The 19,889-nt window shown below is 41.9% G+C and carries 14 protein-coding genes; 7 read left to right on the top strand and 7 right to left on the bottom strand.

Translation table 11 applies throughout. The features are described 5' to 3' along the window. Nucleotides 1–372: 372 nt before the first annotated feature. Together IDJ75_RS11740 and IDJ75_RS11735 are read right to left on the bottom strand one after the other, a co-directional pair. Nucleotides 373–1,710 (bottom strand): efflux RND transporter periplasmic adaptor subunit, encoded by a 1,338-nt coding sequence (locus IDJ75_RS11740; protein WP_191175808.1) that lies wholly within the window; start codon nucleotides 1,708–1,710, stop codon nucleotides 373–375. A gap of 25 nt (nucleotides 1,711–1,735) precedes the next feature. Next, nucleotides 1,736–3,181: a TolC family protein gene (locus IDJ75_RS11735; RefSeq protein WP_191175807.1), complete on the bottom strand. Its 1,446-nt coding sequence runs from the start codon at nucleotides 3,179–3,181 to the stop codon at nucleotides 1,736–1,738. A 91-nt stretch (nucleotides 3,182–3,272) separates the two neighbouring features. Between IDJ75_RS11735 and IDJ75_RS11730 the strand changes: the two genes are divergently transcribed. Next, the gene (locus IDJ75_RS11730) at nucleotides 3,273–3,905 is read left to right on the top strand and encodes a polysaccharide deacetylase family protein (protein WP_191175806.1); all 633 of its coding nucleotides are present in this window, start codon (nucleotides 3,273–3,275) and stop codon (nucleotides 3,903–3,905) included. A gap of 64 nt (nucleotides 3,906–3,969) precedes the next feature. Here IDJ75_RS11730 and IDJ75_RS11725 read toward each other — a convergent pair whose 3' ends face one another. Beyond that, the gene (locus tag IDJ75_RS11725) at nucleotides 3,970–5,124 is read right to left on the bottom strand and encodes an AbiH family protein (RefSeq protein ID WP_191175805.1); all 1,155 of its coding nucleotides are present in this window, start codon (nucleotides 5,122–5,124) and stop codon (nucleotides 3,970–3,972) included. Between the two features lie 313 nt (nucleotides 5,125–5,437). Here IDJ75_RS11725 and IDJ75_RS11720 point away from each other — a divergent pair, with 313 nt between their 5' ends. After that, nucleotides 5,438–7,705: an aconitate hydratase gene (locus IDJ75_RS11720; protein WP_191175804.1), complete on the top strand. Its 2,268-nt coding sequence runs from the start codon at nucleotides 5,438–5,440 to the stop codon at nucleotides 7,703–7,705. A 115-nt stretch (nucleotides 7,706–7,820) separates the two neighbouring features. Beyond that, the gene (locus IDJ75_RS11715) at nucleotides 7,821–8,375 is read left to right on the top strand and encodes a hypothetical protein (RefSeq protein ID WP_191175803.1); all 555 of its coding nucleotides are present in this window, start codon (nucleotides 7,821–7,823) and stop codon (nucleotides 8,373–8,375) included. 53 nt (nucleotides 8,376–8,428) lie between these two features. Here the strand turns inward: IDJ75_RS11715 and IDJ75_RS11710 are convergent, their stop codons facing one another. After that, nucleotides 8,429–9,769 (bottom strand): ankyrin repeat domain-containing protein, encoded by a 1,341-nt coding sequence (locus IDJ75_RS11710; RefSeq protein WP_224746570.1) that lies wholly within the window; start codon nucleotides 9,767–9,769, stop codon nucleotides 8,429–8,431. 17 nt (nucleotides 9,770–9,786) lie between these two features. Then, on the bottom strand, nucleotides 9,787–10,974 hold the full coding sequence (locus tag IDJ75_RS11705) for an ankyrin repeat domain-containing protein (RefSeq protein WP_191175801.1): 1,188 nt from the start codon (nucleotides 10,972–10,974) through the stop codon (nucleotides 9,787–9,789). A gap of 122 nt (nucleotides 10,975–11,096) precedes the next feature. On the opposite strand from IDJ75_RS11705, the gene IDJ75_RS11700 reads away from it, so the two are divergent. Continuing rightward, nucleotides 11,097–11,912: a glycine-rich domain-containing protein gene (locus tag IDJ75_RS11700; protein WP_191176138.1), complete on the top strand. Its 816-nt coding sequence runs from the start codon at nucleotides 11,097–11,099 to the stop codon at nucleotides 11,910–11,912. A gap of 52 nt (nucleotides 11,913–11,964) precedes the next feature. On the opposite strand, the gene uvrA is transcribed toward IDJ75_RS11700, so the two are convergent. Then, nucleotides 11,965–14,874: an excinuclease ABC subunit UvrA gene (gene uvrA / locus IDJ75_RS11695; RefSeq protein WP_191175800.1), complete on the bottom strand. Its 2,910-nt coding sequence runs from the start codon at nucleotides 14,872–14,874 to the stop codon at nucleotides 11,965–11,967. A gap of 437 nt (nucleotides 14,875–15,311) precedes the next feature. Between uvrA and IDJ75_RS11690 the strand changes: the two genes are divergently transcribed. Both IDJ75_RS11690 and IDJ75_RS11685 read left to right on the top strand, forming a co-directional pair. Next, nucleotides 15,312–15,896 carry an RNA polymerase sigma factor gene (locus IDJ75_RS11690; RefSeq protein ID WP_191175799.1) on the top strand — a complete coding sequence of 195 codons (585 nt, stop codon included), beginning with the start codon at nucleotides 15,312–15,314 and terminating at the stop codon, nucleotides 15,894–15,896. 317 nt (nucleotides 15,897–16,213) lie between these two features. Next, on the top strand, nucleotides 16,214–16,360 hold the full coding sequence (locus tag IDJ75_RS11685) for a hypothetical protein (RefSeq protein ID WP_191175798.1): 147 nt from the start codon (nucleotides 16,214–16,216) through the stop codon (nucleotides 16,358–16,360). Nucleotides 16,361–16,453: 93 nt separating this feature from the next. Here the strand turns inward: IDJ75_RS11685 and IDJ75_RS11680 are convergent, their stop codons facing one another. Continuing rightward, on the bottom strand, nucleotides 16,454–18,826 hold the full coding sequence (locus IDJ75_RS11680; RefSeq protein ID WP_191175797.1) for an ABC transporter permease: 2,373 nt from the start codon (nucleotides 18,824–18,826) through the stop codon (nucleotides 16,454–16,456). Nucleotides 18,827–19,089: 263 nt separating this feature from the next. On the opposite strand from IDJ75_RS11680, the gene nth reads away from it, so the two are divergent. Further along, nucleotides 19,090–19,851: an endonuclease III gene (gene nth, locus IDJ75_RS11675; RefSeq protein WP_191175796.1), complete on the top strand. Its 762-nt coding sequence runs from the start codon at nucleotides 19,090–19,092 to the stop codon at nucleotides 19,849–19,851. Nucleotides 19,852–19,889: the final 38 nt, after the last annotated feature.

The raw sequence follows: 19,889 nt of genomic DNA, 5'->3' as shown, positions 1-19,889 counted from the left end.
CGATGGTGCAAATTAATGAAATATTATTCAGACGGAGAAAGGCAGGTTTATAGGGAACATTTAGCTAATGCCTGAGATAATCAGTTTAAAACAATTGGCCGAAGCAAACGGCAGCCAAAGTGTTCACGTTCACTGCCGTGAACACCCGCGAGCACTTATAAAAACCTAATAATCAAATGTTTAAAATTTAGCCAACTGACAAAGTAGCGACACCATTTTTAAATGGATAAATATTATCATCAAGTATTTTTTACAAGCTTTATTTAGGCAAAAACCGCCCCTGAAACGCCTCAAAACGCCCTAAAAAACAAAAAAGGACAAAGGGATTTTCGCCCGTTGTCCTCTCTTTTATTCTTAATAATCTAAAAAAGATTATTTCTTAGCGTCGGTATTAAACAGTTTCGATTTATCAACCTTCTCAACCACCATACCATCATTTAATGTTTTTGATATAGCTGCAAACGGCGCCGATACCACTTCTTCGCCACCTTTAAGGCCGCTTAATATTTGTATGTAAGTATCGTCCTGTATGCCGGTAGTAACCTGTACCTGTTTTACTTTACCAGCCTGCAAAACAAATACGTATTCTTTTGAAGGAGGGGTTGCCGTAGTTTTCTTATCATCCTTTTGCGTGTCGCCACCTGTTGATGCCGGCTTTTTCTCATCGCGGGTGGTAACAGATTGTATTGGTACCGATAGCGCCTTTACATGGTTAGTATTTATATCAACCGTAGCGGTTAATCCCGGGCGGAAAGGCGAATGGTTTGCAGCATTCTTTTTCAGTAGGTCGATGTATGATTGTGCAGTGATCCGCACTTTTACCGTAAAGTTGGTAACCTGGTCGGCATTGGTGCCCACTACGTTTGCCGAGCTGCCTATCTCAATAACTTCACCGGTAAATTTCTTACCCAAAAAAGCGTCTATCTCAATTTGAGATTGGTTGCCTATAGCAATACGGTTAATGTCATTCTCATTCACGTCAACATTCACATCCATTTTGGTAAGGTCAGATATGGTCATGATCTCGGTACCGGCAAACTGCTGGGTACCCAATACACGCTCGCCCTGCTCAATAGATAATTTTGAAACCACACCATCAACCGGTGAGTAGATAGTTGTTTTAGCAAGGTTATCCTGTGCTTCTTTAACAGATGCCTGTGATTGCTCTAACCCAAATTTTGAACCTACAACATTTTGCCTTGCCGCTTCCAGGGCTGCTTTGGCGCCGTCGTAATCAGCTTTCGCTTTTTCAAACTCGGCAACAGTTAATACCTTTTTATCAAAAAGTTCTTTACTGCGTTTGTATATCGATTCCTGGTTGGTAAAAGTAGCTTCAGATTGTTTTAGCATTTGTGACGAATTGCCTACGCTTGCTTTTTGTGTATTGTATGAAGCCACGGCACGGTCATAGCCCGATTTTAAGATATCCGGGCGGATACGACATAATAACTGGCCTTTTTTAACCACGTCGCCTTCTTTTATAGGCAGTTCAACAACCTCGCCTGATACCTCGGGGCTTATTTTAACCTCGATATGCGGTTTAATTTTACCACTGGCAGATACGGTTTCGTTAATGTCGCGGCTTTCGGCTTTTTCAACAGCAACCTGTGTTAATTGTGGTTTGCCTATTATACCTGTGGCCTTACCTATAATTAACAGTACGATAAGTGCCCCAAGGCCTATCAGAATATATTTAGTAGTTTTTCCCATGATGATTTCAGGATTGTTTTTGTGTTTAAAGTGTTATAGGGTTTCCGAGATAATAGTCAATTACTTTGTTTCTGAACACCACTTCGTATTCTGCCTGTATCAGATCAAACTGCGATTTGTTAAGGTTGGTTAACGAGGTGTTATAATCAAGCGAGTTCACCAGGCCAACATTGTACCTTTGTTGTATCACATTAAAGGCGTCTTTATTGGCATTATACGTTTGCAGGGTACTTTGGTACTTCTTCTGTGAAGCTTGCACATCCCACACCGCCTGGTATATGATCTTGCTGAGGTTATTACGAGCCAGCTGTGCTGTTACAATGGCATTTTCATTTGTTATTTTGGCTTTACGCACTGCAGTACGGGCGGTAAAACGGTTAAATATAGGTATCTGCAAGGTTATCCCTACCGATTGGTTAAAGTTGTCGCTCAACTGCCTTCCTAATGGATATTTAAGCGGCGGTGTTACCCCAAAATTTGGCGCTACAACAGGCGTGGTTGAGTTTTGCACATAACCAAGGGTATCAGTTCTCCCGGTAAGGTACGGCTGCCCGGGTAAACGGCGTGCATCAGAGTAATTTGTTCCCAACTGTCCAAACAGCACTACGCTCGGGTAATAATTACCCCTTGCAACTTTAATATCCTGCTCAGCAGCCTTTTGCCTGGCTTCGGCAAGTGATACATCCGGGTTAACGGCCATTGCAGTTTTCAAAACCTCTTCAGGATCAAACACGGTTGCTATATTTTTAAATTTGCTGATATCCGGTTTCTCAAAAACAACTTTGGTTGCCGGCGGCATCTCCATGTACTGTTTAAGCGTAAGTATAGATAATTCCAGTTGGTTCTCGGCAGTGGTATAATTCAGGTCGGCAGTTGATTGTGAAGCCTTAGCTTGCGACAGATCGGCCTGGGTTTGGTTACCCGCATCAAAGTTTTTCTGTGCCCTGTCAAGCGTTATTTTTGCAATATCAATTTGCTGTTTTGCAGCAGTAACCAAATCCTGGTTTGTTAATATTTGCAGGTACTGGGTAACTACATTTAAAATAAGATCGTTTTTAACTTTAGCGGTGTTACTGCGATCGGCACTCAGTAATAATTTATTTTCGATGATCTGGTTACGTAACTGCCCTCCCTGAAAAAGTGTTACCTGCGTTGAAAGGTTACCGCTGATCGCAAAAATACGCTGATTGGTAAACTGGTTGGTAGATGGGTCAATATTACGGCCAAAGTTAAATGACCCCTGCGGGCCTGCGGTTAAATTTGGCAGCAGGTTATATTTAGATTGCTTCAGGGTTTCTTCTGATAGTGCTTCGCTGAACTGTGCTTGTTTTATAGTTAAGTTACGCTCAAGCGTAAGGTCAATAGCCTTTTGCAGCGTTATAACCTCCTGTGCTTTTACGGTAAAATTTACTGTTGAAAGTAATATGAAGCAGGCAATAGTTACTTTTGTGATGGGTAAGTTTAGTTTCATAATTAAATGTATACAATTGTAAGTAACCGGTAATTACTTTGCAAGCTCTAATTTATTTGGTTAAAATTTAAAATACTTAAACGTTTTACGAATGTACCTGGTAAAAACTCCCTGGTGGCTTAAAAAACTGTACCCTCAATTAATTTGGGATACTAAACCAGGTGCCCGTTGCATTTATTTGACTTTTGACGACGGCCCTATACCCATTGTTACACCGTTTGTATTAAATATTTTAAAAAAGCACAATGCCAAAGCTACATTCTTTTGCATAGGCGACAATGTACGCAAGCACCCTGATGTATTTGACGAGGTAAAAAAAGGCGGCCACGCCATAGGCAACCATACCTATAACCATCTTAAAGGCTGGGCTACGGATAACCAAACCTACCTGGAGAATTTTTTACAGGCCGATAAGATTTTGGACACCCCGCTGTTTCGCCCGCCGTACGGGCGTATTAAAAGGGAGCAGGTAAAACTGCTGAAACAAGCCCGGCCCGACCTTAAAATTATTATGTGGGATGTACTGAGCGGCGATTTTGACATAGCCCTTAACCGCGATGAATCACTCAACAACGTTTTAAAAAACGTGCAGGATGGCTCTATTGTATTGTTTCATGACAGCATAAAGGCCTTTCATAAAATAGAATATGTGCTGCCACTGGTTTTAGAGCATTTTAGTAAAGAGGGATATACTTTTGAAACGCTTAACGCCTCTAACATTTAAAGCGGTGGCGGTCGGTTATCTCACTATATGAGAGATAGAAAAGATTTAGCTGATAAATTTAAAATCAATTTAGAGGTTGATCTGCATGGCGATCATCATGTTGTGGCATTGGAGTGGATCCTCGTTTAGACTTTATTTTTTTTCTCATCAACCCTTTATCTGTAAAGTGCCGTGCAATTTCGTGCGTCAGGCTAACGAAATTATCATCATTATTATGTTCATGAAAAAATATTTTAATCGACCTGCATTTTTGATGTTCAAAAATCATTTGAAGCATCGTCCGATCCGACAAACCGCAACTATGCCCTAACACATATACTTGGTAGTCTTCACTATCTAAAAAATTTACCAGCGATCTGTAATTATCAGTACGTAGATACCAAAATGATTTAATGTAATCAAAATACCCTTTAACCTTTATATCGTCTTCCATTCTTTTATATGCACTATCTGTTTCGTCTCCAAAACCAAAGATCAATTCATTATCAATATCCTGTAATTTGCCATGTATATAGTTCAGTACTGGCGACAAGCCGGTTCCCGAAACTTTAATTCTCTTTACATATTGTTCTGCTGTATTAGTGTAATTGAAATTAAGAACATAAGTCTGGTTTGGACTTACTGATTTCTCAGACCGTTTAGGATATAAATCCCCTCCTGATATAGCTGATGAAAATATAGTTTTATACCCTTCTAAAAATGGAGCAACTGGAAGTGTTGACAAGTATTCTTCTAATTGAGAAATAATAAAGCTAAGTGACTCATTTAAGTTAACTAATTCTGGTTGCCGCGCTTCCGTATCTTTCATTTCAAGTATATCTTTCAACAATTCATAGTATTCACCTTCGATATCTACCCAGTTTGAGACGTTGCAACTACTTAAAATAGGCTCTAACAAGTTCGACTCAAAATGCACTTCAAAAGGACTCATATCTATCCTTTTACTGTCGCTCCAACCGACCCGTAGCCCTGGTTTCCTTCTCTTTGGATGTTCTATTTTTGAAAGATACTCATCTATCCATCGCAAAAGCTGTTCCTCTTCATAATAGCTAAATTTACGGCCTATAGTGGTAATAGTGATTAAACGATCTTTATAAATCCCGTCGTTGTTGGCTTTTACAAAACTTTTTTGGATATACCAATAAATAAAATCCTTATAGCAGGTTTTAAGCCCATGTGCTAAATCAAACCCATTGCCTATCAAAATAAGTCTATTCATACAACTAAGATATGAGATATTAGCAATTGAGTGATGAAGATTAATAGTACTAATAATTTAATTATATCTCTATATTTCTACATGCTTTTTTAAAGATGCCAAACATAATATGAAGCAATGGCGTATCGCTCTTGTTGATTTGTATGAATAGTGAGTAGCCTGGGCATTATTTAACAAATACCCTTATTTAGAACATATCCAAATAACAATTGTACAAAGCCCTGACTGTGAATAAAGTTTATATTTTGTAAATTCGCCGCAAGTCCTCCATCAGGCGGATTTAAACATCTTTTACTACTAAAAATCAAACATTATGGCTTTTGATTTAGATATGATCAAAAAGGTTTATGATCGCTACAGCACCCGCGTGGATGCTGCCCGCAAAGCGACCGGTAAACATCTTACTTTAACCGAAAAAATATTATACGCTCACCTAAGTGAAGGTGATGCTAAAAAAGCATTTGAACGCGGTACCGACTACGTTGATTTTGCACCAGACCGTGTGGCTATGCAGGATGCAACCGCGCAAATGGCGCTATTGCAGTTTATGCAGGCAGGCCGCCCGCAGGTTGCAGTACCATCAACCGTACATTGCGATCACTTAATACAAGCTAAAGTTGGCGCTGTTGCCGATTTAAATACAGCGGTTGATATAAACCGCGAAGTTTACGATTTCCTTTCATCTGTATCTGATAAATACGGTATCGGTTTCTGGAAAGCCGGTGCAGGTATCATTCATCAGGTTGTTTTAGAGAACTACGCGTTCCCGGGTGGTATGATGATAGGTACCGACTCGCACACACCTAATGCAGGTGGTTTGGGTATGGTGGCTATTGGTGTTGGCGGTGCCGATGCCTGCGATGTGATGGCAGGTTTACCATGGGAGCTAAAATTCCCTAAACTGATCGGTGTTAAATTAACAGGTAAATTATCAGGCTGGACATCAGCTAAAGACGTTATTTTGAAAGTAGCAGGTATCCTTACCGTAAAAGGTGGTACCGGCGCTATTGTTGAATATTTTGGCGAAGGTGCACGTTCACTTTCTGCAACCGGTAAAGGTACCATCTGTAACATGGGTGCCGAAATTGGTGCTACCACTTCTATCTTCGGTTACGACGAAAAAATTGCTGCTTACCTAAGCGGTACCAAACGTGCCGAAGTTGCTGAACTGGCTAACGCTGTTGCCGAACACTTAACCGGCGATGATGAGGTTTACGCAAACCCTGAGCAATATTTTGACCAGGTTATCGAGATCAACTTATCTGAACTTGAGCCGCACGTTAACGGCCCTTTCACTCCGGATCTGGCATGGCCTATCTCTAAATTCGCGCAAGCGGTTAAAGAAAATAACTGGCCTGTTAAATTAGAGGTTGGTTTGATAGGTTCTTGTACCAATTCATCATACGAAGACATCACCCGTTCTGCATCTATCGCTAAACAGGCTATCGATAAAAACCTGGTTACCAAAGCCGAGTTTACCATTACACCGGGTTCTGAACTGGTACGTTACACCGTTGAGCGCGATGGTTACTTAGGTACCTTCGAGGCTATGGGCGGTGTGGTATTGGCTAATGCCTGCGGCCCTTGTATTGGCCAGTGGGCACGTCATACAGACGACCCTACCCGTAAAAACTCTATCATCACATCGTTTAACCGTAACTTTGCTAAACGCCAGGATGGTAACCCTAATACACACGCTTTTGTGGCCTCTCCGGAGATTGTTACTGCGTTTGCTATTGCGGGCGACCTTACCTTTAACCCGCTTACCGACAGCTTAACTAACAAAGCAGGCGAGCAGGTTAAATTTGATGAGCCCGAAGGTATTGAAATGCCGATAAAAGGTTATGCGGTTGAAGATGCCGGCTACCAGGCGCCTGCCGAAGATGGCAGCCGTGTTGAGGTTATTGTGAGCCCAACATCATCGCGTTTACAATTACTGGAGCCGTTTACCCCATGGGAGGGCACAGACATTACCGGCTTAAGATTATTGATCAAAGCACGCGGTAAATGTACTACCGACCATATCTCAATGGCCGGCCCATGGTTGAAGTTCCGCGGTCACCTGGATAACATATCAAACAATATGCTGATCGGTGCCATCAACTACTTTAACAACACTGCAGACAGCGTTAAGAACGAACTGACCGGCGAATACGGCCCGGTACCTGCCACACAGCGCGATTACAAAGCTGCCGGTATAGGTACTATTGTTGTTGGCGACGAGAACTATGGCGAAGGCTCATCACGCGAGCACGCTGCGATGGAACCACGCCACTTAGGTGTACGTGCCATACTGGTAAAATCATTTGCCCGTATCCACGAAACCAACCTTAAAAAACAAGGTATGCTGGGTATTACCTTTGCAGACGTGAACGATTACGAGAAAATACAAGAGGACGATGTTATTGATATTACCGGCTTAACCACTTTTGCCCCGGGCAAACAGTTAACCGTAGTATTGCACCATGCAAATGGTACAACAGAAAGCTTCCCGGTAAACCACACCTACAATGCACAGCAAATAGAGTGGTTTAAAGCAGGCGGCGCGTTGAACATCATCCGCAGGCAAATGGCTTCTTAATTTTAGATTTTAGAAGTACGATTTTAGATTAAGCCTTCCCGATTGGGGAGGCTTTTTTTTGAAGTAAATTTCACGCATCTTTATATAACTGATATAGTTATTCATATTTAAACTCGTGCCCAATACCCTCTACCCGCTTAATATTGTTAAAAGCATCCAAAGACAAAGGCTTGCATATAAAATTACTTTCAGTTATGTCTTCGATTATTTGTTTTTATTGCTTGCAGTTGGATTTTCACTTTTTGTATGTTACATTTTTTTAAAAATTGCAACTGATAGTTTATCTCAAAACATTTCTTTATTTCTTACTTATACAATATTGATCGTTATTGCCTTGTGGCTTTTTACAAACATCTATTTTTCAAATGCGTTAGTCAAGGTTAGAGGCGGTTACGCCGCAAACAATAAAGTAGAGTTACATAACTTAATAACCAAAAAGTTTAAACGTCTAAATAAAACGGTTGAGCTGGATAATCTTGTAGCCTATTATCGTGAACCCAAATTTGCAGGGCTTAGCATATTAATTACTTGCATATTTAACGATAATGATATATATCTTAATATATCAAGTTTAGGCAGAGGAGATGGCCCGCTTCCTTTTTCCGGATTATATAATTATTTCAGGGCAAAAAGGTTATTGGAGAGTTTAAAACGCATTCACTTACGTTGAAGCTACTATTCACCTTGCACTCGTCTTCGACGAACGCAAGGTGTTGAACCTAACTAATTACCCAATATCTTTTTCTTTTCGGCATCAAACTCATCCTGCGATAATATCCCGGCATCCAGCAACTCTTTAATATCCAGCAAAGCTTGTTTTTTGGATGCCATACCACCTGCAGGAGCATCCGGAGGTGTTTCTGCAGCAGCATCAGTAATTTGTGCTGGCTGCGTTGCTTGTGGGCCGTATTTTAATAAAAGCGCCGTTATTTCGTTAAACCCTTTTACGTTGGCATAATCAATGGCCCGCTGGTCTTTTACGTTTACAATGTTTGCATCTGCCCCTTTTTGCAGCAGTTCGGTCACAATGTCCTTTTTACCGTTTGATGCGGCATAATGCAGCGCTGTGTTGCCGGATTCATCCTGCTTATTAACATCAGCGCCTTTCTCCAACAGCATCCTGATCATGGCCAGGTGCCCGTTCTTAGCCGCCACATGCAATAAAGTTTCGCCGCCGTATTGCTTGCCCGACAGGTTGTACCCGTTGTCAGAAGCAGCCCCTCCGTTAGTAGATTCAAGCCAATCCAGGTACGAGCCCATATCATCGCCGTTGGTGCCCGGTTTACTGTAGTTAACATCCAAACCATTATCTAAAAACATGGCTACCATTTCTTTTTGGTTATGGGCACAGGCATACCATATTGGCGACACCCCCTCTTTAGAAACCGTGGTTACATCGGCATTATGGTCAATCAGTAATTTGGTAATGACCCGGCTGCCGGCTATTGCAGCTATTAATAAGGCGGTTTCGCCACGGTCATTTGCATGGTTTACATCGGCGCCTGCTTTTAGCAGGGTTTCAATAACAGGCAGGCTGTTGTTGCGTATGGCCAAAATAAGAGCCGTATCGCCTGCTTTGGTAGATGCTTCTATATTAGCCCCATGTTTCAGCAGCTCTTCAACTGCTTGCTTATTTTTATAGGCAGAAGCTATCAATAAGGGCGTTTCTGCCTCGTTATTAACTGCATTTACATCCAGGCCTTTTTCTATTAGCTTTTGCAGCATTTCAAACTGGCCCGAAACTGCAACTAAATGCAACAAGCTATTCCCTGCAAAATCATTAATATCGGTCTTAGCCCCTTGCTCCAGCAGGTACAACGCGGTTTGCTTTTGCTTTTGTAGTAAGGCGAAATAAAACGGGGTTTCGCCACGCTGGTCCTCATAATCGATAGTGGCACCCGCTTCAACAAGTTGCTTTACCAGATCCAGATATCCTCTATGGGCTGCATAATGCAAAGCGGTGCGGCCTCTTTCGTCGGTATATTTTACATCCGCTTCATGGTTTGCAAGTAACAGTTCTGCTATTTTCCGGTTACCATTTTCGCAGGCAACAATAAAAGACATTGACATGTATTAATTATTTAGGCTTGGTGTGTTAATAATAATTCAACCGTTTTTGCTTTCAGGTTATCATCGCCGGCTAAGTCGGCAGCTGTTTTATCCTGGTCGTTCAACAGTTTGGTATCGGCTCCGGCGGCAAGCAGTAATTTAACTTTTTTGTAGATCTCCCTTGCCTTATCCTGTTCGTAATTTACGTTGATCGCACAAACCTTATGCAGTATGGTATTGCCTTTATTATCGGCCTCGTTAACATCTATTATATTTTTCGATAGCACCATTTCCAATACGCCTGAACTTTTTTCGGCTACCCAATCAATCACCGATTTATCACCCCCGTAGTATGGTGCTGTTTGCCTGATGTCGGCACCGTCATCTATCAGGCGCTCAAGTAGTTTCAGGTTATCGCCCGATTCGTTGTAAATCATCCTTAAATAAGCTGTCAGCAAGGTTTCCCCATTTTTATCGCGAAGGTCAAAATCGGGCATTTCATACGATGCAAGCTTATCATAAACCGCATAACTTTGCTGATCGACCACGGCATTAAAAAAAGCTGTTTTACCTTCATTATCAGCGTGGTTTGGTTCGGCGCCGTTGTTTAAAAGCACATCTAAAAAATGCTTTTTAGTGTTTTGCACTGCAGCCATTAAAGGCGTTTTCTTTACAATATTGGGGGCATTAACATCAAGGCCTTCGGCAATCAACAGATCAACATAGGCCAGGCTTTTTTCTGTATCGGGTGTGTAGGTGTTTACAACCCGCATTATAAAGTTTTCTTCGGCGTTGTTCTTATATGAGGTATCGCAACCGGCGTCAATAAGGGCTTTTATAATTGGGGGATTCGCGCCTTTTTCAAAGGCGTACCCCAAAAGCGTTTGGTTATTTACCTCATCATTTTTACTGGTTAATTTTGATAAAAAGCCTTTAAACCATTCCAGATCTGCTCCTTCATCTTTTAATGAGGTAAAAAGCTGATCTATGATGGTCCCGTCAAAACGATCGTACTCATAAATATCCAATTCTATTAAGCCTTTATCAATCAACAGGTCCAGGTATTCAAAACGCCGGGCGTTAACAATTTGCCTTATGGCATCGCTTAGAGCGAATTTTTCTATCGTTTTGGGCAGCGACTCCCCGTTATCAAGCAATTGTTTTGCTGTTTGGAAATCTGATCTTCGGAACGCCTGTATGATCGTATCTTCATTCTGCATATATTAAAAAGCTGATTAGTGAAAAATACACTAATTTAAAGCAACAAAATTTGAGTATTGTTTTGGTTATTTGTCAACGATATCAAATTCAGTTAAATAAATATCTCAGCTTAAACCCAATCATGGAATTGAACGAACAAAAGCTTTGGCAAAAAATCCATGCCTTTGAACTGGATGAACCCGGATCCGCTTTTAAATTTTCGGACAGGCTGGCCCGCGAGAATGGCTGGACCAAAAGCTATGCTAAACGGGTTGTGGAAGAGTATAAGAAATTTATATTTCTTTGCTGTGTATCCCAACAAGGTGTAACCCCGTCTGACCCGGTAGACCAGGCATGGCACCTGCATTTAACTTTCACCCGATCGTACTGGACAGACCTTTGTAAGAACACCTTAAACCGTGAGATCCACCATAACCCAACCAAAGGCGGCGAGCAGGAAGCCGCTAAGTTTGATGGCTTTTATACGGGCTCGCAAAAATTATATGCCGAAAAATTCGGGCAGCAGCCCCCATCAGATATCTGGCATGATAACCATACCCGCTTTAGTGACATCAACTTTCAACGCGTAAATACCGGCAGGTACTGGATGGTTAAAAAACCCCGGTTTTCTGTTTATAGTTTGGTTTTGTTAATGCTGTTTATTGCTTCTACAATTTTCATACAAGCTTCAGACACCATACTATCAGCAATATTAATGCTTGGTATAATTACAGTAATTATTATTGCTGTGTACAAGTGGGAATCGGACCCTGACAGGTGGAAAAATAATGATGATGATAGAACCGGTGGTGGTTGCAGCACAGCCGGAAGCGGTTGCAATTCACATCATGGCGGCCAGCATGGCGGGCATTACGGTGGTGGAGATAGTGGTTGCGGCAGCGGCTGCTCGGGTTGTTCAAGTTCCGGCTGTAGCGGTTGTGGCGGTGGCGGAGATTAAAAAAGGCGATGATAATTCACCGCCTTTCAAATTCTGTTTCCCCTTCAGGTGTTTAGGGGGTAAACCGCTCCTTTAAAAACTTGCCGGTATAGCTGTCTTCTACTTTGATCAGGTTTTCGGGGGTGCCTTCAAATACAACATTACCGCCGCGGTCGCCACCTTCGGGGCCAATGTCTATTACCCAGTCGGCGCATTTAATAACATCCATATTATGTTCAATTACAATAATGGTGTTACCATGCTCCAACAACGCATCGAATGATTTTAACAGCTTCTTGATATCTGCAAAGTGCAAACCTGTAGTAGGCTCATCAAAAATAAATAATGTTTTATGGGTATTGTTACCCTTTACCAGGAAGGACGCCAGCTTAATACGCTGCGCCTCGCCGCCCGATAAGGTGTTTGATGATTGCCCTAACTGCACATAACCTAAACCAACATCAACCAGCGGTTTTATTTTAGCAATGATCTTTGGCTCTTTAGCGAAGAACTCAAGCCCTTCGTCAATGGTCATTTCTAAAACTTCGGATACATTCTTTTCATTGTACGTAACATCAAGGATGTGTTGCTTAAAGCGTTTGCCGTTACAAGCCTCGCAGGTAAGGAAAATATCGGCCATAAACTGCATCTCAATCTTCACTTCGCCTTCGCCCTGGCAAACGTCGCAACGGCCACCCTCTACGTTAAAAGAGAATGCCGATGGTTTTAAGCCCGCAGCCTTAGCAACCGGCAGGGCGGCATACAGGTTACGGATCTCGTCCCAGGCTTTTACATAGGTAACCGGGTTTGAGCGCGATGAACGCCCGATAGGGTTCTGATCTACGATCTCTACCTGTTCAACCTTAGCGTAATCACCCTCTATGCTGTCGAACGCGCCGCTTTGGTCGCCGCTGTAATTACCCAGTGTTTTTTGCAGGGCAGGCGCCAGTATACGTTTAACCAAACTTGTTTTACCAGAGCCTGATACACCTGTTACTACGGTAAGCACCCCAAGTGGGAACTTCGCGTTGGCATGTTTCAGGTTATTTTCGCGCGCGCCTTTAATTTCAATAAAATCGCTCCATTTACGGCGTGTTTTTGGGATGGCTATTTCTTCGCGGCCGCTCAGGTATTTACCTGTAAGGCTGTCATCGTCAACTATGATCTGGTCGTACGTACCGGTAAATATCAGGTTACCGCCATGCGTACCGGCTTCGGGGCCAATATCAATAATATGGTCGGCGGCCTTCATTATTTCCTCTTCGTGCTCTACTACCAAAACAGTGTTGCCCACATCCCGTAATGATCTTAACACAGTTATTAAACGCTGGGTATCGCGCGGGTGCAGGCCAATGCTTGGCTCATCAAGTACATATATTGATCCTACCAAACTGCTCCCCAAAGAAGTAGCCAGGTTAATACGTTGCGACTCGCCACCTGATAAAGTATTTGACAATCGGTTAAGCGTTAAATAGCTTAACCCTACGTTATTTAAAAACACCAGCCTGTTTATTATTTCCAGCAGCAGGCGTTTGCCAATTTTGGCATCCGTTTCGTTTAACTGAATGTTGCTAAAAAAATCAAGAGCGGTATCCAGTGGCATCAATACCACATCGGTGATAGATCTGCCTGCAATTTTTACGTACGATGCATCCTTACGCAACCTGCTGCCCTTACACTCGGGGCAGGTAGTTTTACCCCGGTAGCGGGATAATAGCACACGGTACTGGATCTTATAGGTTTGCTCCTCCATTTCCTTAAAGAAAGCATCCAACCCGCGGAAGTATTGGTTACCGGTCCAAAGCAAGCGTTGTTGCTCTTCGGTAAGCTGGTTATATTGGCGATGGATGGGAAAATCAAACTTTAATGAGCTTTTCACCAGCATATCATTCCACTCGCGCATCTTCTCGCCGCGCCAGGGGGCAATAGCACCCTCGTAAACGGTTTTACTTTTATCAGGAATAACCAGGTCCTCGTCAATGCCAATTACCTTGCCATAGCCCTCACATTTTTTACAGGCACCATAAGGGTTATTAAAGCTAAAAAAGTTTGCCGTAGGCTCTTCAAATCGGATATTATCCAGTTCAAAACGATCGCAGAAGAAACGCTCGGTTTCTTTCCCGGCATCCGGCTCGCGGTATTGTACGTAACAATCGCCCTTTCCTTCAAAAAACGCGGTTTGTATAGAGTCGGCCAGGCGGCTGATGGTTTCATCCTCCTCGTTCTTGGTAATACGGTCTATAACAATCCGCACTACAGAAACCGCAGGCAATGATGATTCGGGAGTTGAGTTGCTTTCTGCTTTTTGCTTTTTGCTTTTACCTTTTGCAGCAGGGGCGGCTTCCTCATCCATCGCCATAGATGCACCGTCGATGGTTTCATCCTCTAATAACGATTCGATACGCGATACCTGCCCGTTAAATTCAACCCTTACAAAACCTTTTTGCATTAAAACGGCTAATTCCTCTTTAATACTGCGGTTATTATGCGGGTGCAGCGGGCATAGTATGGTTACCTGTGTTTCATCGGGCAGGGCCGTAATAAAATTGATCACATCGGTAACCGAATCTTTTTTTACGATACCGCCTGATACCGGCGATATAGTTTTACCTATGCGCGAAAAAAGCAGCTTCAGGTAATCATATATCTCGGTAGATGTCCCCACGGTAGATCGCGGGTTGCTGGTAATAACTTTTTGCTCAATAGCAATTGCCGGGGCAATCCCTTTTATATAGTCAACATCGGGCTTGTTCATACGGCCTAAAAACTGGCGCGCGTATGATGACAGGCTTTCTACGTAACGCCGCTGCCCTTCGGCATACAGGGTATCAAACGCCAGCGACGATTTACCCGAACCCGACATGCCCGTTATAACAACCAGCTTGTTTTTGGGGATAGCCACATCCATATTTTTAAGGTTATGTACCCTGGCGCCTTTTATGATAATATTTTTCTGCGGATCTTTTTCTGCTTCTTTGATCATTTGCTGCTGTTAGATCATGGTTCGTTGCCTTGCCCTATTAAAAGTTTAATGGCCGGTTAAACCCCCGGCGGCACCAAACAGTCTAAACGGTAAAGCCCGATATTTGAACCGTTAGTATATTTATAAGTTTGGAAAAATTCACAATTGATATTATGTATTTTTCCGGCTGCAAAAATCCTAAAATTTTTAGCCTTATCCAAATCGGTTTTAGTAATTGTAAAGGATAAAGGGTTATTAATAAAAGAGTTTGCAATATGCTGACACAAACAGAAATTTGGCCGAACGCAACATACCTGGTTAAAAAATATTTGTTTTTATTTTTTAAGATTATTATATTTGAGGGTAAAATTATTCTTAACCCTAAAAAGAAACGCTATAGATAGAACTCTACTTTTAATAACGACAAAAAATTTAATTTAGTTTATTAGTAGCTTTCTATGGATTTTCAATTGAAAAGTGATCAGGATCTAATCCATCTGTACATTGCCGGCGACGAGGCAGGCCTTGTTGAACTCATCAGGCGGTACCAGTCAAAAATTTACACTTCTATTTATTTACTTGTTAAGGACGAAGCCCTTGCCGAGGATATTTTCCAGGATACGTTTATTAAAGTTATTAATACGCTAAAAGCCGGTAAATATAACGAGGAAGGTAAGTTTTTACCATGGGTAACCCGTATTGGCCATAACCTGGTGATTGACCATTTCCGCCGTGAAAAACGTGCGCCTATGGTGAGTAACGGCGACGACTTTGACATTTTTGAAGTTTTAGGAAATTACGATGAAAGCGCCGAAGACCGTTTGGTACGCGAACAAACACATAAGGACTTGAAATCGCTTATACAACTTTTGCCATCCGAGCAAAAAGAGGTATTGATTATGCGCCACTTTGGTGATATGAGCTTTAAAGAAATAGCCGATGTTACCGATGTAAGCATTAATACCGCCCTTGGCCGTATGCGGTACGCACTTAATAACCTGCGTAAAATGATGCAGAATAAAGAGATGAGTTTAAAAAACTAATTTTAAAACCGGTACAAAATATTGCAAGCTGCCCTGTTTACAGAGCGGCTTTTTTTATTTGCGTTATTTCACAATATCAGGTTGCATAATGTCGTTTAAAATCGTGTTGAAGATGCTGATTTAAAAAGAATGAGTTAATATTCTTAATTTGAACCATGCATATAAAGCATAAATTAACCTGAGAAAAAAATTTCATTTAATTTTCATCTTCATAAAATATTACTAAATAATTCTCGTTATTTTTATATCTCAAACAACAACAGCTTATGGGTGAAACCTTTACATCAATTTTTAATGCGGTCACTAACAAAGCCCAGGTGAAAGAATCAGAGGTACATGAAAATCTGGATGCGGACGATGTGATATTCTATCGTTCTATCCGCGCTGATTTGGATCTTTTAAAGAAAAAGCCAAAACTGCAGACCATTCATTATATCCTCGATTATTCGAAAAGCCTGCGCTAAGTAGTACTACGCCAAAACGCACTGGTTCATAGATCAAACAATTTGGATGCAAAAATCCGGTAGCTTGATTTATGAACCTTTCTATTTTTACTCCTATTCAGTTTTTAAACTGTCTACCGGGTTACTCAACGCAGCCCTTATGGATTGATAGCTTATAGTGATGATTGATATTGTAATAGCGGCCATCCCTGCAATAGCGAACATCCACCAACTGATCTGGATGCGATAAACATAACTATCCAGCCATTTATTCATCAAAAACCATGCTGCCGGAAATGCTACCAGCAAGGCCATTGCTACAAGTTTTATAAAGTCTTTAGTGAGCATGGCCACTATGCCGGTTGTATTTGCCCCAAGTACTTTCCGTACGCCTATCTCTTTAAGCCTGCGTTGCGTAGTAAAGGTAGCCAACCCAAAAAGCCCCAGGCAGGATATGATAATAGAAACTACCGAGAAGGTGTTGAACAATACCTGTGTACGGCTTTCTGATTCATACATCCTGTTCAGATCCTGGTCAACAAAACCGTATGAAAAAGGCTCATCCCTATAAACGCTGCGAAATACCGATTTAAGGCTGGCTATGGTTTGTTTCATATTGGCAGGGTTGGCCCTGACAACTACAAACCCTCCTCTGTTGGTATTCCTTAAAATAAGGGGCTCAATTGGCTGCTGAACGGGTTTAAAATTAAAATCCTTAACTACACCTATCACAGTACCCTGTTGGCCGTTATAGCTTATTTTTTGCCCTATCGCGTTAGCGGTGGTCATCCCCATAACTCTAACACAGGTTTCGTTTAATACATAGTTACCTTCATCTGTTTTTGAGTTGTTATCAAACGTTCGCCCTGCCAGTATATGCATGCCAAACACCTTTGTAAAATTACCATCAATAACTATCTGGGGGAACAACACCTGTTTTTGCCTGGGATCTTTACCCGGCCAGGTAACCTGGCTGGATCCATTTTGCAGATCAGTAGGTAAATTATTGATCAGCGTATAATCTGCCAGTCCGGGTTGTTGCTGCATGGCTGCTTTTACAGCCGAATAGTTATTTTGCAGGTCACCAGTTTGCGGCATTTGCATATACAACAGGTTTTGTTTATTAAACCCAACGTCCCTGCTACGGATAAATTTAAGCTGGCTGTTAACTACAAGCGTACTTATCATCAGCACCACCGAAATGCTAAACTGTACTATAACCAGCCCGCTCCTTAAAAAAGACCGCTGCCCATTTACCTGTTTCAAACCCTTTAATACCGATACCGGTTTAAAAGACGACATGAAGAAGGCAGGGTAACTGCCCGAAATTACCCCTACAAAAATTGCTAAAAGTAAAAGCTCGCCAATTATTTTAAGATCGAGCAGATCAATGGTAATGGCTTTAAACGAAATAACATTAAACACAGGCAATAGCAGCCAGGCAATAGCGATACCGATAACCAACGATAACAACGACACCAACAAAGATTCGCTGATGAATTGGGTAACAAGCTGAAAACGCATGGCACCTATTGTTTTACGCAGGCCAACTTCCTTAGCCCTTTGCGCACCCAGAGCGGTGGATAGGTTCATGAAATTGATACAGGCTATAACCAAAATAAAAACCGCGACCAATAAAAATATGGTAACGTTTTGGCTGTTTCCCTGCCCGCTAATATCCCCTAAATAATGAGAGTGTAAATGGATATCTGTAAGGGGTTGTAAGGTGTAGCTGGTTTTGGTGTTACTCTTATCATTAAGTTTATAAATGCTGTTGATCTGTTTCTCCAGCCCGGCAATAAACGCCGGCGTTGCATTCACCGAGCTATCCAACTGTACATAGCTGTAAACAGAAAAATTATCCCATACGTCCCCGTTATCCTTATTATAATAATCAATAGGCAGCAGCACATCAAATTGCAAATGCGAATTATGCGGCAGATTTTTTAACACCCCTGTTACTACATAGTTATTGCCGTTAATACTGTTATCAACATGCAGCACTTTACCGATAGCGTTAACCTTGCCAAAATATTTTATGGCCGCCGCTTCTGTAATAACAGCACCCTCCGGGCGGGAAAGCACGGTGTTTTTATCGCCCTGCAAAAGCGGGTAGTTAAACATTTGTAAAAAGTTAGCATCAGCATACTCCAGGCTTTTCTCAGCAAACTTTTGGTTGCCCACCGTAACGGTTGCATTAAGTGGCACCAAACGGGTAACGTTGTTAACCTTAGGCATTTGCTGTTTCATAGCTGTAACAACAGGCGGCGGTGTAACCGCGGCATCCGACCCGGCAACGTTGGCTACCAACCTATAGGTATGGGCGGTATCTGCGTTAAACTTATCATAACTAAGCTCATCCTGCACCCATAATAAAATAAGGATACTGCAAGCCATCCCGCTTGCTAACCCAAATACGTTAAGAAAGGTAAACAGCTTAAATTTTTTAAGGCTGCGAAAAGCGCTTAAGAGGTAATTTTTAAACATGGTTTATGCTTTTGATAATTAAAAGCTAACCAATAAAATACCAATATTTCAATTATTTGATTATCAATTAATTACGAACAAACTGATTGATAAAGTGTACGGTTACGATACAATTAACCGTTCGCTTTTGGGCTGATTATTAAATGGTTATAATCCCACAAGCGGACAAATTTTATCGCTTGTTCATCTGCTAATTATTAAAGACTTTTGCAACAACATGGTTCCCGCTATGATCTATGAACCATTAACTATGAATTAACCCAATGCTTAAACAGGAACGCTACCGCCATTTTGTAGAATACTTTTCAAAAAACCAGCCTAACGCAGTTACCGAATTGCATTATAACAGCCCTTATGAGTTACTTGTAGCAGTTATTCTGTCGGCCCAATGTACCGATAAGCGTATTAACCAGGTTACCCCGGCCCTGTTTAAACGTTTCCCGGATGCGGCTGCCCTTGCGGCATCTGATGCCGACGAGATCTTTACCTATATCCGTAGCGTAAGTTATCCAAATAATAAAACCAAACACCTGGCAGGCATGGCCAAAATGCTGGTGGAGCGGTTTAATGGCGTTGTACCTTCAGACCTGAACGAGCTGCAGCTATTGCCGGGCGTTGGCCGCAAAACGGCCAATGTAATTGCATCGGTAGTATTTGATGCACCGGCCATTGCGGTTGATACGCACGTATTCAGGGTGGCAAACCGCATAGGCTTAACAACCAGGGCTACCACACCATTAGCGGTAGAAAAGCAGTTGGTACAATTCCTTCCCGAAAACACACTGGCTATTGCCCATCACTGGCTGATATTGCATGGCCGTTATATATGCGTGGCACGTACCCCGAAATGCGAGATCTGCCCCCTTACCTGGTTTTGTAAATATTACGAGCAGCACAATACCGAAACTGCTTTACTGAAGGCCGAAACAGTTAAAATAAAAAAAGCAAAAGATGCCAAAAAGAAGAAAGCTTTAAATGCAATAAGTAAAGAATTGGCTAAGCGTAGTGTTGATAAAGATATTTGATTACCAGGCAACAGATAGGTAAGTTTACAGATAAACAA

The sequence above is a fragment of the Mucilaginibacter rigui genome, assembly GCF_014773275.1.
GTDB classification, from domain to species: Bacteria; Bacteroidota; Bacteroidia; order Sphingobacteriales; family Sphingobacteriaceae; genus Mucilaginibacter; species Mucilaginibacter rigui_A.
This window is presented reverse-complemented; position numbering and strand designations above follow the sequence as displayed.